A 14,874-nucleotide genomic window follows, 5' to 3' on the forward strand; every position below is an offset into this window, starting at 1 on the left:
GGAGCAGCCCGGCTTGGCGCACCGGGGCGGCGGGAAGCGAGCCCCCGGGGCGGCAGCGAGCAGGGGAGAGAAGATGAAGAGCGGGAAGAGAGCCGGTACCTCGGCGGACCGGGCGGCCGCCCCGGGAGCAGCGAGGTGGGACGGCAGCCCCGGGGCGGCGGAGCGGGACGGCAGCCCCGGGGGAGAGGAGCGGGACGGCGGTCCCGGGATCAGCGGGCCGGGACGGAGCCGGCCGCGGGAGAAGAGGGCCTGAGCACACGCTCCACGCGGCCCAGTCCCTCGGCCACCGCCTCGGGGGAGCGCGCGAAGCAGACACGGAAGCCGTCACTGGCACCGAGCGTCTCGCCGGGCATGAGCAGCACGCCCCGGTCCAGCGCCCTGCGGCACATCGCCAGCGGCTCCTCGCCGGTGGTCAGCCAGAGCCAGGCGAACGGAGTGTCCTCGGGTTCCACGAGGGTCACCGCGTCCGCGTTGCGCCGGGCGAAGTCCCGGACGAGGGCCAGACCCCGGCGGGTGAGCTCGTGGTAGGAGCGCAGATGCCGCTCGCGGTGGGCCAGGACGTCGCAGGCCAGCGTCTCGCACAGCACCGAGTTGGAGATGGTGGACAGGAACTTGCGCCGGGCACAGCGCTCCACGACGTCCGGTGGACCGTAGAGCCAGCCGACCCGCAGTCCGGGGAAGCCGTACACCTTGGAGAGACTGGACACGGAGATCACCCGGTCGCTGCCGACGGCGGCGGAGCGCGAGAGGTCGAGCGCGTACTCCTCGTCGAGCAGCAGATGGGCCCCCGTACGCGACGCCAGCGCCACCAGTCCGTGCAGGTCCTTCTCCGCGATGCGCCGACCGGTCGGATTGCACGGGCTGTTGGCGACGATCAGCCGTACGTCCGGCCCGGCCACCGCCTCGGCCGCCTCGACGTCGAAGCTGAGGTCGGGGCGGAACCCGACGAGTTCCACATGGCAGCCCAGCTCGGGGGGCACGTCCCAGGACTGCTGCCAGCCGGGCCGGAAGGCGATCACCCGGGACCCGGGGGTCAGCAGCGCCGCGTACACGAGGTAGAGCGCCTGCTGGGCACCCTGGGTGACGAGGACCGAGTCCGCCGCCCCGCCGTACAGGCCGGCGACCGCCTCGCGCAGGGCGCCGAGGCCCCGGTCGTGACCGTAGTCGAGCTCCAGATCGGCCGGTACGTCGAGGGCGTCGAGGCGTCCGGGGACCATGTTGCTGTCGCCGAGATCGATGTCGAAACGGCCCACGGCGTCCTCGAACACCCACCGCTGGATCGGATAGTCGCGCGCCTGGGGCGAGGAGAGGGTCACCGTACGCTCCTCGCCGACGCCATCCGGTCGAGCCGCGCGCGCAGGGCGGGCGCGAACGACCCGGCGGCCACCTGCTCGGCGTCGCCGGTCATGGTGACCCGGCCGTCCTCGGCGACGGTGATCTCCACACCGCCCCCGGGCATCCTCACCTCGACCCGGTCGTCGCACAGCCCGAGCTCGCGGGCCGCGGACACCGCGGCACAGGCACCGGCGCCGGACGCCGTCACGTACCCGGCGCCGCGCTCGAACACCTCCAGCTCCATCACGGCCCGGTTCACCATGCGCGCGAACTGCACATTGGTGGCACGGGGGAACCGGACGTGCTGGGCTATCCCCGGGCCGAGCCGCCGGGCCAGCTGGGGGGACGGGGCGTCCACCAGCACCACGGTGTGCGGATTGCCGTTGTACACGCAGGTGACGGTCAGCTTCTCGTCGTCCACGGACAGCGGTACGCGCACCGCACGGCCGATGTACGGGGACCCGTCCACGTGGAGCAGGGGCAGATCGGCGGCGTCGAAGCTGGGACGCCCCATCCCGACCTCCACCCGTCCCTGGCCCGCGTCGAGAACCCGTACCGCGGTGTCGCCCACCGCCGTACGAAGGGTGAACTCGCGGCCGTCGGCCCAGGCGCCGGCCTCCTGCTCGGCGAGGTGCAGAGCGAACATCCGCAAACCGTTGCCGCTCCTGCCGCAGTCGGACCCGTCGGAGTTGTACAGGTCGAGCGTGACCGGGACACCGGGGCGGGGCGGCTCCAGCGGCCCGTGGAGGACTCCGTCCGCCCCGACACCCCGGTGCCGGTCGCAGACCAGACGGATCGCTTCAGGGGTCACGGGGAAGTCGGTGTGGCGGGGGTCGATCACCAAATAGTCGTTGCCTGCGGCCTGGTACTTGAAGAAGTCGGTCACGGATGATCTCCCTTGGCTGAGGGGCGCGGCGCCGCCCCGAGGCGTCGTGCCTCACCCCGGGGCGGCGCCCCGGATCACTGCTCGGCGAGAGCGGCGGCGTCGTGGTCGTCGCCGTACCACTTCTCCGCCCACCGGGAGAACGCGACGATGACGATGTCCCGGTGGCCCGGGCCGCCGTCCGCGGACAGCACGTCCGTGACGTCATGGGCGAGCGCCCGGTCGTCCAGCAGGACGGCCTGTCCCGCTTCGAGCGTGCCGGTCCAGAAAGGCTCGTCGGCCCCGGGGTTCCACAGGCGGGTGGTGCCGCCCGCGACGTTCACCTTGTTGAGGACGGCGATCATCACGAACTCGTGCCCGTCGTGGTGGACCCCCTCCGGAGTGAGGGGGCCCGGCTTGCCGCCCTCGGCGCGGGTCCTGTTCTGGTGCACGTTGATCTGCCAGTCCTCGGATCTGTCGAGGCCGAGTTCACCGATGCCCACCCTGATCAGCGGCGTGAAGTCCACCTTGATCGGTTCGTAGACGCGGCGGATGCCGCCGCCGACCGAGTTGAACTTCTTGTACGTCGTGTAGTCGCGGTGCGGGAGACGCGCGAACGACCACTCGTCGCCACCCTGAGGGGTGAGGCGGTACTGCGAGAACCGCTTGAAGCGGGTGCCGTTGCCCATGTACTCGTCGACCGGGCAGTCCTCGTAACTGGGCAGGATGTCGGGCGAGACATCCGGCAGATCGATGATGGCGAACCGTTCGCTGCCGAGGGGCATGGTCTCTCCTTCAGAAGTGAGGGTCTCGTCGGACGTCAGGAGGCGACGGAAGGCATGCGCTCGTCGAGGTAGGCGGCGGAGGAGTTGAGCCGCCACAGGATTCCGCGTGCGATGGCACGGCGCATGTGCGCCGATTCGGCGGCGGGGAGCACCACGTTGTGGAACCAGCCCTGGGCGTGCTGGGAGTCGATGGTGATGTGCAGCCGGTGGTAGGTGATCCCCACCTCCGGCAGGCCCAGGCGCTCCCAGGCGTGCACGACCTGGACGAACCTGTCCGGCGCCATCCACTCGGTCATGCCCAGGAAGCCCACGGCCTCCGGGTACATGGAGCGGTGCCGGCACAGCATGACCGCGAGATTGCCGTTGAGCAGCGACGTGGCGGTGAGGGAGCGGTCGAGCTCGTCCTCCGAGATCTCGAAGACCTCGTAGATCTTGTTGAAGAGATGGGTGTGGACCTGGGCGTGATCGCCGTTGCCCATCTCGTCCCAGAAGTTGGCGGCGATCTCCATCTTGGCCGCGCCGGCGGTGCCCACCTGCATCATGGCGAGCAGGTCGTCGAAGCGGCCGTCCACGACCGACTCCTGCATCACGTAGTTCCGCAGGTCGCTCTCGGTGGCCGTGTTGCGGATGAACTCGTGGTAGTAGGGGTGCTTGTACACCCGGTGGGTGCGAGCGGTGTTCTTGAGCCAGGAGAGGTACTCTCGCGGCTCCGTGGGCGCTTCTTCGAGCAGCCCCGGCTCGATCAGCCGGTCCTGGGCGGCGGCGGTGGCGGTCTCCAGGAGCCGGGCTATCTCGTACACGACGACGGATCCTTCGGCGCTCTGCTGCCGCGGGATCTTCGTGTACAGCTGGTAGATGCGGTCGAGCAGATACTGCTGCGCGTACAGGGCGCCGCTGTCGCCCGCGGCCGCGGCGGCGTTGATGTCGGCCACCTCGCCCAGGACGCGACTCCGCTCGCTGCCCGACAGCGCGGAGTCGACCTTCTCGGGTGCGGAACCGAGACATGCGCACACCCTGTCCACGGTGGACAGAAGTGGGTCACCGGATACAGTCAGACCCTTGGAGCCGCCGACTTCTGGCATGTGTTTCCCCTTGGATTCACTGGATGAATCAGATTTCCGACACGAAGTCTCTGCACCGTCGTCCGGATCGACGACGGAGGATAGGTCTCGCGCCCAACGGTTTTCGGCAGCGGGTCATGAAGTCTCATGGCACGGGTTTCGAACTCCCTTCCCCCGTCTGTTTCGGCACGCTGTGAACGAAACCCCGGCCGGCCGTCCCCGATTTGGAGAGCAGAATTTCCATGGGGGAGGCGGCCGTTGCCATTCTGCGGGGGGCTCACTGGACGGATGATGTACACCGTCTGTACGACCGAGGGAGGCGCGGCCGGCGTGGGTTACCACCGAGGTGAACGTGAGATCCAGGAGCGAACGGGACGCTCGGTCGAGGCCGACCGAGCGTCCCGGGTGATCCGGACCGGCTTGACGGAGGTCCTCGCCGCCTTCGTCGGACTGCAGCGTGCCGTGGTGATCGGCTCAGCCGATTCCGACAGCGCGATGTGGGCCTCGATGGTGACCGGCCCTCCCGGATTCGCGAGGGCCACCGGTCCGCGTTCGCTCTCCCTGACCCTGGACGCGGCGCGATCCCCCTCAGCCGAACGCCCCTTTCCCGACGAGCCGTTCGAGATCGGTCTGCTCTTCCCCGACCGGCGCACGCGGCTGAGGCTGAGGATCAACGGCATCGCCCGGCGTACCGCACGAGGGCTCGCGATCGACACGGTCCAGGTCTTCACCAACTGCCCCGGGCGACTCCGTCGCCGGAACGGTCCCGACCTGGCTCCGATCGCCTCGGGACCGACCTCGTCGAGCGAGACGCTCAGCTCGGACCAGCGGAGGTGGATCAGCCGCGCGGACACCTTCTTCATCGCCACGGCCTCGGACACCGGCGCCGCCGACGCCAGTCACCGCGGTGGGGAGCCGGGGTTCGTCGAGGTGGTGTCACCGTCCGAGCTGACCTGGACGGAATGCCCCGGGAACTCGATGTTCACGACGCTCGGCAACCTCGTCCTCGACTCCCGTGCCGGAATGCTCTTCGTCGAGGAGGACGGGGGCGCGACGCTGCGACTCACCGGCACCGCCCGAGTACGGCTCACCGGCGAGGAACCGACCGTTCACTTCACGATCGCACGCGTCCTCGGGACGGGGCCGTCGGACGGACCTTGATAGCCGGTCATCCGTCATCCGAAGGGTCGGCCAGGGCCACGGCGGCGTGGTGGCCCTCCGGGGCGAGGACGTCGTACAGAGTCCAGCCCGGGGGCGAGGCGGGGACGGGACCTGCACCGACGTAGTCGGCGGCCGGGTCGGCGGAGAGACCGACGCCCGTCCCCTTGAGGTACGCCTCCTTGCGGGTCCACACCCGGGCGAAGGCCGACGGGCGCACGGCGGCCGGCAGGCCGGCGAGTTCGGCTGCCTCCCGAGGGTGCAGCACATCGGCCACCTCGGCGACGGCCGCCGCGTCGGGGACCGGCTCCACGTCCACGCCCACGGGCGTGGTCGCGAAGGCGAGCAGGCTCAGGCCCTCGCAGTGCGACAGCGAGAAGTGCGGGGTGCCTCCGGGCACCACGGGTCTGCCGTGCGGCTCGTCGCAGTGCGCGCACGGGGCCCGCTCGACGACCACCTCACGAGCCGCCACACCCAGGTACGCGCCCAGCAGCAGGCGCAGCGCCACATGGGCGCACTCGTACGCGTCCCGGTCGGCGGTTCGTACGAACCGCGCGGCGTGGGCGAGCTCTTGGGCGTCGAGGATGCCGGGGGCGTGCCGGGAGGCGTACCCCCGGTACTCGGCGGTGTCCACCAGCCACAGTGCCGGAACGGCGGGTTGCGGTGCGGCGGGTGTGGCGAGGCCGGGACCGGAGCCGGAAAGCCGGCGGGGGACCAGCAGCCGTCCGGTGTCGGTCGCGGCCATGCGGTGCCTCCGGTTCGGGTGGTCGGGGCCGCGCCGTCAGAGAAAGGCGGTGAGGCCGTCGAGGAGCCTGTCCACGTCCTCGGCCGTGTTGTAGGGCGCCAGGCCCGCCCGCAGGGCGGGGCCCTCCACCTTCAGCGCGGCGAAGGGTTCGTACGCGTAGAACTGTCCGGCCGGGGCCAGGACGCCGAGCCCGGCCAGATGCACCTGTGCCTCGCGCGCGTCGCGGCCTTCGAGGGTCATCAGGAGCGTCGGGGTGCGGTCATGGGCCTTCGAGAGCAGCGTGACGACGTCGCCGAGGGCCCGCAGCCCCTCCTCCAGCCTCCCGCGCAGCGTCAGCTCGTGCTCGTGGACCGAGCCCAGGGACCGCGTCAGCCGCTCCCTGCGCGAGGCTCCCGTCCCCGGGTCCAGCGCCGCGAGGAAGTCCACCGCGGCGGTGGCGCCCGCCAGGATCTCGTAGGGGAGCGTGCCGAACTCGAAGCGCTCCGGCACGGTGTCGGGGGAGGGCAGGAGCTTGTCCGGGCGGAGGGTCTCGAGGAGTTCGGGCGCTGCGGCGAGCACCCCGCAGTGGGGCCCGAGGAATTTGTACGGCGAGCACACGAACAGGTCCGCCCCCGACGCCGGCACGTCCACCAGGTGGTGCGCCGCGTAGTGCACCCCGTCCACGTACACCAGGGCGCCGACCTCGTGGGCCAGGTCGGCGATCCGGCGGACGGGCGGCTTGGTGCCCAGCACGTTGGAGGCCGCCGTGACCGCGACCAGCCGGGTCCGGGGCGAGAGGGCCCGCTCGTACGAGTCGAGGTCCAGCTCCGTCGTCCCCGCGTCGATCTCGATCCAGCGGACCGTCACTCCGGCCCGCTCGGCGGCCTGGACCCAGGGGCGGACGTTGGAGTCGTGGTCCAGCCGGCTGACGATGATCTCGTCGCCCGCGTTCCATTCCTTGGCCAGGTGGCGGGAGAAGTCGTACGTCAGCTGCGTGGCGCTGCGCCCGTGGACGATGCCGTTCGCGGGCACGTGGAGCAGGTCGGCGTAGGCGGCGCGGAAGTCCGCGACGGCCCGCTCGGCGTTGAGCTCGGAGGGACTGACGGTTCCTCGGTTGGAGAGGGGCCCGGTCAGCGTCGTGGCGATGGCGTCGGCGACGGGGCGGGGGGTCTGTGTGCCGCCCGGCCCGTCGAAGAAGGCGAGGCCGTGATCGAGCGAGGGGAAGTTCGCCCGGAGGGCGGTGACGTCGATGGCCATGGCCTCGGCTTTCTGTCGGGGCGGGGCGCCCGGGGGCGGGGCGCCTAGACTCTGGCACCCGGCGTCGGATCACGTAAAGCGATGAATCGCGAAAAGGAAGTTCACGGTCCATGAAGTCCCAGCCCGATCTGAAGCTTCTGGCCACCTTCCTGGCCGTGGTGCGCCATGGGTCGATGGCCGAGGCCGCGGCGGCGCTCGGCTATGTGCCGTCGGCGGTGTCCCAGCACATCGCCGCGCTGGAGCGCGACATGGGAGTCGAACTGCTCGTCCGCCGCCCCGGCAGCCGGCTCGTCCTCACCGCGGCGGGCCGCTCCCTGGCGCAGGCGACCGAGACGCTCTTCGACGCGACCGCGCGCTTCCAGGACGCCGCCAACGGTATCGCCGACCGCGAGATCGCCGAACTGCGCGTCGGGACCTACCCCAGCGCGATGAGCCATCTGCTCCCGAAGGTGCTGCCCGCGCTGAAGGCTCGTGGCCTCGGCTCCCGGATCCGCCTCATCGACGTGGAGACGCACGAGGGGCTGCCGAAGGTGAAGTCGGGGGACATGGACCTGCTCATCGCCTACCGCTATCTGCCCGAGGACCCGCCGACCCCGTCCCGGGCGTGGACCGTCACCGCCCTGGGGCGCGAGCCACTGGTCCTGGTCACGGCGGCCGAGCCGGACCGCCGCCGCCCGGTGGAGCTGGCCGAATGCCTGGAACGGGAGTGGATCTCGGGCCACGCCCACAACGCCGACCGGCGACTGCTGCACCGCTGGGCCGGAGAGCTCGGGATCTCGCCCCGGGTGACGCTGGAGACCGAGGACCTCCACAGCATGCTCGCCATGATCCGAGCCGGCCTGGCGGTGGGTCTGGTCCCGGCCACACTCCTCGGCGGAGGAAGCGACGAGTCCGGGGTCGAGCGGGTGGTCCTTCCGCCCGGGGTCGCACCGCTCCACCGAGAGATACTCGCCGTCAGCAGGACCGGCGCCCTTCCTCCGATCCTCGACGCTCTCGTCACGCTGCTGACCGGAGCCGTGCGGAGCGTCCGGTCGTAGCGCCGGCGGCGGTCGGTGAACCGCCGACCGGACGACGCGATCCGGAGCGCGACCCGTCAGCGAGGCCGGCGGGCGTTGAGCCGGGCGGCCTGGCGCGTCAGGTAATCACGCTCGGCGAGGTTCGGTGCCTTCCGGGCCGCCTCGGCGTACAGCCGTGCCGCCGTCACCAGGTCGCCGTCGCGCTCGTGGAGGTACGCCGCCACCGCGGCGTGGCGGGGGATGCTCGAAGAGGTTGCGGAGGAGTCGTCCAGCGCCGCGAGCGCCGCCAGGCCGGCGCGCGGTCCGTCGGCCTCGCCGACGGCCACCGCGCGGTTGAGCCGGACGACCTGGCTGTCGGTCAGGCGCGCCAACTCGTCGTACCACTCGACGATCTGCACCCAGTCGGTCTCCTCGACGGTGGGGGCGTCGGCGTGGAGCGCCGCGATGGCGGCCTGGGCCTGGAACTCGCCCAGCCGGTCGCGGGCGAGGGCCGCCTGCAGGATCGCGACGCCCTCGGCGATCGACGCGGTGTCCCACCGGCCGCGGTCCTGCTCGGCGAGCGGCACCAGGCTGCCGTCGGGCGCGGTCCGGGAGGCGCGCCGGGCGTGGTGGAGCAGCATGAGGGCGAGCAGCCCCGCCACCTCGGGGTGGTCGATCGCGGCCGCCAGTTGCCGGGTGAGCCGGATGGCCTCGGCGGCGAGGTCGACATCGCCGGAGTAGCCCTCGTTGAACACCAGGTAGAGGACGCGCAGCACGGTGGCGACGTCGCCCGGCTGGTCGAACCGCACGCCGGAGACGGTGCGCTTGGCCCGGCTGATGCGCTGCGCCATGGTCGCCTCGGGCACCAGGTAGGCCTGGGCGATCTGGCGGGTGGTGAGGCCGCCGACGGCGCGCAGCGTGAGCGCGACCGCGGACGACGGCGTCAACGAGGGGTGGGCGCACAGGAAGTAGAGCTGGAGCGTGTCGTCCACCTGGGGCGTGGGCCCGGGCGCCGGCTCCTCGTCGACGAGGTCCTCACGCCGGCGACGGGCGGTGTCCGACCGGGTCGCGTCGAGGAACTTGCGCCAGGCCACGGTGACCAGCCAGCCTTTCGGGTCCCGTGGGGGGTCGGCCGGCCAGACGCGGACCGCCTCGACCAGCGCGTCCTGGACGGCGTCCTCGGCCGCCGCGAAGTCGGCTCCGCGGCGGACGAGGATTCCGAGCACGCTCGGCGTGAGGCTCCGGAGCAGTGCCTCGTTCATCGGTGAGGTCACTCCGTGATGGTGGGCGGCGCGGCCAGGAACGGGCGCAGCTCCAGCCACTCGTGGATCGGCTTCCCGCCGGCTCCGGGGGCGGCCGACAGCTCCCCGGCCAGTTCGACCGCGCGGTCGTAGCTGTCGACGTCGATCACCATCCAGCCGGCGATGAGGTCCTTGGTCTCGGCGAACGGACCGTCGGTGACCGGCGGGCGCCCCTCACCGTCGTACCGGACCCAGGCCCCCTCGGGGGCGAGTGCCTGACCGTCGACGAACTCGCCGGTCTCCTCGAGCCGGGTCGCGAAGTCGCGCATGTACTCCACGTGCGCCGAGATCTCCTCCGGCGTCCACTGGTCCATGGGTACGTCGTTCACCGGAGTCGGGGCGCCGCGGTAGTGCTTGAGCAGCAGGTACTTGGCCATCGTGTCTCTCCTCGGTGCTGATGGGGCCATTCTGGTCCCGTTCATCGCTGGGACGGAGCCGGTGACGGGTTCTCGACATCGCCGTACGAAATTTTTCCGGCTCTCGTGGAGGAGCGCCCCGGTCGAGGGCTGATCGGCGGCACGGCGTTGACTCCCCGAAGTGTGAGTGGTTAAGTACTCACATGAACACAGAGCACCGCCCACGCCGGTTGTCCACGGCGGACGAGCGTCGGGATACGGTCCTGCGGACCGCGATCGGCGCCTTCGCGGCCCGGGGGTACTTCGGCACCACGACGACCGAGGTCGCCAAGGCGGCCGGGATCTCCCAGGCGTACGTGTACCGGCTCTTCCCCAACAAGGAGGCACTTTTCGCGGCGGTCGTGGAGCACTGCTTCGTCCGGGTGCGGGCCGCCCTGGAGCGGGGTGCCGCCGAGGCCGAGGGGAGTTCTCCGGAGGTGGTGCTCGCTTCGATGGGCGACGCCTACGCCCGCCTCATCAGCGACAACGACCTGATGCTCGTGCAGTTGCACGCCCAGGCGGCGGCCGTGTCCGAGCCGGCGATCCGGGAGTCCGTGCGGGCGGGGTACGCCCGGACGGTCGAGTACGTCCGTGGTGCCTCCGGGGGCGACGAGCGCCAGGTGCAGGAGTTCTTCGCCGTGGGCATGCTGTGCCACCTGCTGGTCTCGATCGACGCCGAGGCGGTCGACGCGCCCTGGACGCGGACCCTCGCGGCCGGGATCACGCACTACTGACCGACGCGCGGCGGAGGGTGAGGGACGGTTCCGTCGGGGACCGGTCTCACCCTTCTCTTCGGCCGCGAGAGTGAGTGGTCAACCACACATAGGAGGGGTTGTGTACCGAAGAGCGGCCGTCGCGGCCGGAGCACTGGCCGGGGCCCAGTTCGTGGTCACGCTGAGCACGTCGATCGTCAACGTCGCGCTCCCTGTCGTCGGAGCCGGCCTCGGCCTCACCGGCAGTGGCCTGTCCTGGGTGGTGAACGCCTACGGTCTCGCCTTCGGGGCGCTGCTTCTGCTCGGCGGTCGGGCCGCCGATCTGTTCGGCGCCGGCAGGGTCCTGAAGTTCGGACTCCGGCTCTTCGCCGCCGCCTCCTTCGCGGCCGGCCTGGCCCAAGGGCCGGAGACCCTGGTGGCCGCGCGTGCGCTGCAGGGCATGGCGGCGGCCGCCGTGGCGCCGGCGGCGCTCGCCCTCCTCATGGAGCTCTTCCCACCGGGGGCGCGGCGGGCGCGGGCCCTGGGTCTGTGGGGCGCGATGACCGGTGCCGGCGGCGCGGCCGGTGTCCTGGCGGGAGGCGTGCTCACCGAGACCCTGGGATGGCCATGGGTCTTTCACGCCTCCGGGCTGGCCGCCGCCGCGGTGCTCATCGCGGTCCGTACCGTGCCGCCACCGGGTCCAGGGGCGCGCGCCATGCGGCGGCGTCTTGACGTCGGTGGCGCGCTCGCCGTCACGGCCGGGCTGGTCGTCCTCGTGCACGGTCTCACGGTCGCGGGGGACCGCGGATGGTCGGATCCGCAGACCCTGGGCCGGCTCGCGGCGGCCATGGTCCTCATCGCCGTGTTCGCGCTGATCGAGCGGTTTCATCCGGCACCGCTCCTGCCCCGGCGGATCGTCTCGCGCGGCACGCTCACCGCCAACGTGCTCACGGCCCTGCTCGGGGCGGTCTGGCTTGGCCTGTTCTTCTTCCTCCCGCTCTATCAGCAGCGGGTCCTGGGCATGGGTCCGTTCGAGACCGGCGTCCTCCAACTCCCCCTGGCGGCGGCCAACATGCTCGGCGCCTGGCTGGCGCCCCGCCTGGCCCGCACGCTCGGCCCCCGTGCCGCCCTCGCCGCCGGTCTGGCGGTTCAGACCGCCGGTCTCGTATGGCTCTCCCGCGCCCCCGCCGACGGCGGCTTCCTTCACGACGTCCTCGGACCGATCGTGCTGATCGGCCTCGGCCTGGGCATCGCCTTCGTCCAGCTCACCGCCGCCGCGATGAGCGGCGCCCCCGCCGGTGACACCGGCCTGGCCGGCGGCCTCGTCAACACCTCCCGCCAGATCGGCGGCGCCATGGGTCTCGCGGTCCTCGGCTCCCTCGCCACCGCGGCGGCCACCGCGGCGACCACCGTCCACGGGCAGCGGGCGGAGGCGGCGGCCCTCACCGAGGGCTACCGGACGGCCTTCCTCGCCGCGGCCGCCATCGCCGCCGCCGCAACCGCTCTCGTACCGCTGCTGCCCCGCCTGCCGCACCCGCCCCGCCTTCCACGGCCTCAGGCACCCGCCGTCCCCGCCGCCTCGGGCCCGCCCCGCGGCGGAACCACCAGCCGAACCACCAGCCAGACAGCCAGGACCGTCACCACCCCTCAGGGAGAATCCGCATGAGCCTCATCACCTCCGGCCCGGCCCTCGACATCGACCCGCACGCACCGGTCGTCGTCCGCCTGGCCGTCACCGTCGACGCCCCGCTCGACACCGTCTGGGCGGTGCACACCGACATCGGTGCCTGGCCGCGGTGGAACACCGATGTCGAGTCCACCCGGTTCACCGGCCCGCTCGCCGCCGGAGCCCGCTTCCGGTGGCGCACGCACGGCCTCGACATCGCCTCCACCGTCCACCACGTGGTCGCCGGCGAGCGGATCGTCTGGGGCGGCCCCGCGAACGGCATCGACGGCATCCACGTGTGGACCTTCGAGGAGACCGACGGTGTCGTCACCGTCCGCACCGCGGAGTCCTGGAGCGGAGCCGTCGTCGAGGAACAGCCCGCCGCCCTGGAACAGGCGCTGCGTCAGTCCCTGGAGAACTGGCTGCTGCGACTCAAGACCGAGGCCGAGCGCCGATGACCGCGGTCGAGCGCGCGGTGGATCCGTTCCGCCCCTCGCCGCCCTGACTTCCCGCCCCGCACCCCGAGGAGCACGCCGCCATGACCACGAACAAGCCCTACCTCACCGGCCACTACACCCCCGTCGCCGACGAGATCACCGCCACCGGACTCACCGTCGAGGGCACGTTGCCCCCCGAGCTCACCGGCCGTCTGATCCGCAACAGTCACAACCCCAAGCCCGGCATCACCCCCACCCACTGGTTCAAGGGCAGTGGCATGGTCCACGGCATCCGCCTGCGTGACGGCCGCGCCGAGTGGTACCGCAACCGCTGGGTACGCACGCCCGCCCTCGACGGTGCCCCCTACATGACCGAGCGGGGCCCTGACCTCACCGCCAGCACCGCCGGCACCCATGTCATCGAGCACGCCGGCCGTCTGCTCGCCCTGTGCGAGTCGAACCTTCCCTTCGAGCTGACCCCCGAGCTGGAGACCGTCGGCGCCTACGACTTCGGCGGCAAGCTGACCTCGGCGATGACCGCCCACCCCAAGCAGGACCCGGTCACCGGCGAACTCCACTTCTTCGCCTCCTCGCCCTTCCCGCCGTACCTCGTCCACCATGTCGCCTCGGCCGACGGTCACGTCCTGGACAGCCAGGAGGTCCCGGGCGCCACCGCCGCCCTCAAGCACGACTTCGCGCTCACCGAGCACCATGTCGTCTTCCTCGAAGGCTCGGTCAGCTTCGCCCCCTCCGAGCACTCCGGCATCCCCTACGCCTGGAACGACGGGCAGCCCACCCGTATCGGCGTCATGCCGAGGGGTACGGCCGGCGCGCGGAAGATCCGCTGGTTCGAGGTCGCCCAGGGCTACGCCATGCACCTCGCCAACGCGTACGAAGACGCCCACGGGCGCATCGTCGTCGAAGGCCCGGCCGTCGGACGCGACGGCTGGCAGCGCTCCTGGAACTGGTGGGTCGGCGCGCCCGACCGCGGCGCCGAGCCGAATTCGGGGTCCCGAAGCCGCCGCTGGACCGTCGATCCGACGGCGGGGAAGGTGACGGAGGAGCAGACCGACGATCTGACCGTGGAATTCCCCACCATCAACGACGATTTCCTCGGCCGCGAGCATCGCTACCAGTACGCGCTGTCCTTCCCCGACGACCTCGGCGTCGGTCATCACACCCTCGTGAAGTACGACCGGACAACCGGCACCCGCCAGCTCCTCCCCTTCGGCACGGGGCAGCTCCCCAGCGAGGCGGTCTTCGTCCCCGCCGCCGGCGCCACTGGCGAGGACGCCGGCTATCTCCTCACCGTCGTCAGTGACCTCGACGCCGACGCCTCCCGGCTGCTGGTCCTCGACGCGAGCGACCTCACGCTCCCGCCGACCGCCACCGTCCACCTGCCCCGCCGCGTCCCCGCCATGATCCACGGCTCCTGGATCCCCGACACCGCCGTGTGAACCGACAACGCGGGACCCAGAAGGCCCTGGCCGTGCCCGGTCAGGGCCTCGACGGTCGAACTTCCGACGACGAACCACCCACCCCGAATCGCCCGGGAGAATGCGTCAACGCGCGGTGATTCTGACACCGCCTGACAAGTAACAGGAATGATTCCGGCGAATTCGCCAATGTACGCCACCCTTTGAAGGTCGCGACCGGTCGGGAATAGTCGGCGATTCATCGGACCCTTGCGTGATGAGGCGGTGTGGCATGAACGCTCACTCCCAGGCTGCTCATTGGCTGGCCTCGGCGGCCGACGACCCCAGGGGGTGTCTGCGTGAATGGCGAATGGGCCAGCGCGGCGTCGTCCTCCTTCCCGCCGGCCGGCGGTGGGACGCCCTCTCCCTGCCCGAGCGGGTGGGGCACGGCCTTCTCTCGGCCCTCACCCGCGGAGCCGCCAGGCGGCGAACGGGTCCCGTCCTCCTCGACCACAGAAGCCGGCGGCTGGTGCTTCTCCTCGCCGCGGGCAGCCCCGCACCGGAACTCGCGCGGGGCGCCCGCCACCTGTCGAGCGGTACCTGGCTCGCCGTACCGGCGCTCGACCGGCCCATCTCCGGCCTGCGCTGGCTGATCCGCCCGGACGGACGCGGGACCTTGTTCGCGCCCGCGGACATCTATCGAGCGCTGGTCGCGCGGGGGCCGGCTCGGTGAGCGGCCCGGGAAGCCGAGGCCCGCTCCCACCCCGGCCGTAGGACGCGCGACGCGCCCT

General features: G+C 71.8%; 15 protein-coding genes. 7 read left to right on the forward strand and 8 right to left on the reverse strand.

Annotation, left to right across the window (positions count from 1 at the left end; translation table 11 throughout):
• Positions 1–209: 209 nt before the first annotated feature.
• From ABZY12_RS03605 to ABZY12_RS03620, 4 genes are all read right to left on the reverse strand, one after another.
• Positions 210–1,316, reverse strand: a complete 1,107-nt coding sequence (locus ABZY12_RS03605) for a pyridoxal phosphate-dependent aminotransferase (RefSeq protein WP_356886686.1) — start codon at positions 1,314–1,316, stop codon at positions 210–212.
• On the reverse strand, positions 1,313–2,221 hold the full coding sequence (gene dapF / locus ABZY12_RS03610; RefSeq protein WP_356886688.1) for a diaminopimelate epimerase: 909 nt from the start codon (positions 2,219–2,221) through the stop codon (positions 1,313–1,315). The genes ABZY12_RS03605 and dapF overlap by 4 nt, the downstream gene beginning before the upstream one ends.
• A gap of 74 nt (positions 2,222–2,295) precedes the next feature.
• The gene (locus ABZY12_RS03615) at positions 2,296–2,982 is read right to left on the reverse strand and encodes a 2OG-Fe dioxygenase family protein (RefSeq protein ID WP_356886690.1); all 687 of its coding nucleotides are present in this window, start codon (positions 2,980–2,982) and stop codon (positions 2,296–2,298) included.
• Between the two features lie 35 nt (positions 2,983–3,017).
• Positions 3,018–3,995: an iron-containing redox enzyme family protein gene (locus ABZY12_RS03620; protein WP_356886692.1), complete on the reverse strand. Its 978-nt coding sequence runs from the start codon at positions 3,993–3,995 to the stop codon at positions 3,018–3,020.
• Positions 3,996–4,373: 378 nt separating this feature from the next.
• Between ABZY12_RS03620 and ABZY12_RS03625 the strand changes: the two genes are divergently transcribed.
• Entirely contained in the window at positions 4,374–5,204 is an 831-nt protein-coding gene (locus ABZY12_RS03625) for a pyridoxamine 5'-phosphate oxidase family protein (RefSeq protein WP_356886694.1), read from the forward strand.
• 7 nt (positions 5,205–5,211) lie between these two features.
• Here ABZY12_RS03625 and ABZY12_RS03630 read toward each other — a convergent pair whose 3' ends face one another.
• Positions 5,212–5,946 (reverse strand): 4'-phosphopantetheinyl transferase superfamily protein, encoded by a 735-nt coding sequence (locus ABZY12_RS03630; protein ID WP_356886696.1) that lies wholly within the window; start codon positions 5,944–5,946, stop codon positions 5,212–5,214.
• Between the two features lie 36 nt (positions 5,947–5,982).
• The gene (locus ABZY12_RS03635) at positions 5,983–7,182 is read right to left on the reverse strand and encodes a cysteine desulfurase-like protein (RefSeq protein ID WP_356886698.1); all 1,200 of its coding nucleotides are present in this window, start codon (positions 7,180–7,182) and stop codon (positions 5,983–5,985) included.
• 110 nt (positions 7,183–7,292) lie between these two features.
• Here ABZY12_RS03635 and ABZY12_RS03640 point away from each other — a divergent pair, with 110 nt between their 5' ends.
• Positions 7,293–8,219 (forward strand): LysR family transcriptional regulator, encoded by a 927-nt coding sequence (locus tag ABZY12_RS03640; RefSeq protein WP_356886700.1) that lies wholly within the window; start codon positions 7,293–7,295, stop codon positions 8,217–8,219.
• Between the two features lie 56 nt (positions 8,220–8,275).
• On the opposite strand, the gene ABZY12_RS03645 is transcribed toward ABZY12_RS03640, so the two are convergent.
• A complete protein-coding gene (locus tag ABZY12_RS03645; protein WP_356886978.1) occupies positions 8,276–9,439 on the reverse strand; it encodes a DUF6596 domain-containing protein in 1,164 nt (387 codons plus the stop codon).
• A gap of 8 nt (positions 9,440–9,447) precedes the next feature.
• The gene (locus ABZY12_RS03650; protein ID WP_356886702.1) at positions 9,448–9,855 is read right to left on the reverse strand and encodes a YciI family protein; all 408 of its coding nucleotides are present in this window, start codon (positions 9,853–9,855) and stop codon (positions 9,448–9,450) included.
• Positions 9,856–10,037: 182 nt separating this feature from the next.
• Between ABZY12_RS03650 and ABZY12_RS03655 the strand changes: the two genes are divergently transcribed.
• The 5 genes from ABZY12_RS03655 to ABZY12_RS03675 all read left to right on the forward strand — a co-directional run bounded on the left by ABZY12_RS03655 (position 10,038) and on the right by ABZY12_RS03675 (position 14,816).
• Positions 10,038–10,607, forward strand: coding sequence for a TetR/AcrR family transcriptional regulator (locus tag ABZY12_RS03655; protein ID WP_356886704.1), 570 nt, complete (start codon positions 10,038–10,040; stop codon positions 10,605–10,607).
• Between the two features lie 100 nt (positions 10,608–10,707).
• Positions 10,708–12,231 (forward strand): MFS transporter, encoded by a 1,524-nt coding sequence (locus tag ABZY12_RS03660; protein WP_356886706.1) that lies wholly within the window; start codon positions 10,708–10,710, stop codon positions 12,229–12,231.
• Entirely contained in the window at positions 12,228–12,689 is a 462-nt protein-coding gene (locus ABZY12_RS03665; protein ID WP_356886708.1) for an SRPBCC family protein, read from the forward strand. Before ABZY12_RS03660 ends, ABZY12_RS03665 begins: the two co-directional genes overlap by 4 nt.
• 80 nt (positions 12,690–12,769) lie before the next feature.
• A complete protein-coding gene (locus tag ABZY12_RS03670; protein ID WP_356886710.1) occupies positions 12,770–14,125 on the forward strand; it encodes a carotenoid oxygenase family protein in 1,356 nt (451 codons plus the stop codon).
• 250 nt (positions 14,126–14,375) lie between these two features.
• The gene (locus ABZY12_RS03675; protein ID WP_356886712.1) at positions 14,376–14,816 is read left to right on the forward strand and encodes a hypothetical protein; all 441 of its coding nucleotides are present in this window, start codon (positions 14,376–14,378) and stop codon (positions 14,814–14,816) included.
• The last annotated feature ends 58 nt before the right edge of the window (positions 14,817–14,874 follow it).

The organism is Streptomyces sp. NPDC006551 (genome assembly GCF_040611675.1).
In the GTDB taxonomy this organism is placed as follows: domain Bacteria; phylum Actinomycetota; class Actinomycetes; order Streptomycetales; family Streptomycetaceae; genus Streptomyces.

Coding starts and splice junctions, on each gene's coding strand:
- ABZY12_RS03615 (WP_356886690.1), bottom strand. CDS start 2,982: ATGCCCCTCGGCAGCGAACGGTTCGCCATCATCGATCTGCCGGATGTC.
- ABZY12_RS03630 (WP_356886696.1), bottom strand. CDS start 5,946: ATGGCCGCGACCGACACCGGACGGCTGCTGGTCCCCCGCCGGCTTTCC.
- ABZY12_RS03635 (WP_356886698.1), bottom strand. CDS start 7,182: ATGGCCATCGACGTCACCGCCCTCCGGGCGAACTTCCCCTCGCTCGAT.
- ABZY12_RS03640 (WP_356886700.1), top strand. CDS start 7,293: ATGAAGTCCCAGCCCGATCTGAAGCTTCTGGCCACCTTCCTGGCCGTG.
- ABZY12_RS03645 (WP_356886978.1), bottom strand. CDS start 9,439: ATGAACGAGGCACTGCTCCGGAGCCTCACGCCGAGCGTGCTCGGAATC.
- ABZY12_RS03650 (WP_356886702.1), bottom strand. CDS start 9,855: ATGGCCAAGTACCTGCTGCTCAAGCACTACCGCGGCGCCCCGACTCCG.
- ABZY12_RS03655 (WP_356886704.1), top strand. CDS start 10,038: ATGAACACAGAGCACCGCCCACGCCGGTTGTCCACGGCGGACGAGCGT.
- ABZY12_RS03665 (WP_356886708.1), top strand. CDS start 12,228: ATGAGCCTCATCACCTCCGGCCCGGCCCTCGACATCGACCCGCACGCA.
- ABZY12_RS03670 (WP_356886710.1), top strand. CDS start 12,770: ATGACCACGAACAAGCCCTACCTCACCGGCCACTACACCCCCGTCGCC.
- ABZY12_RS03675 (WP_356886712.1), top strand. CDS start 14,376: ATGAACGCTCACTCCCAGGCTGCTCATTGGCTGGCCTCGGCGGCCGAC.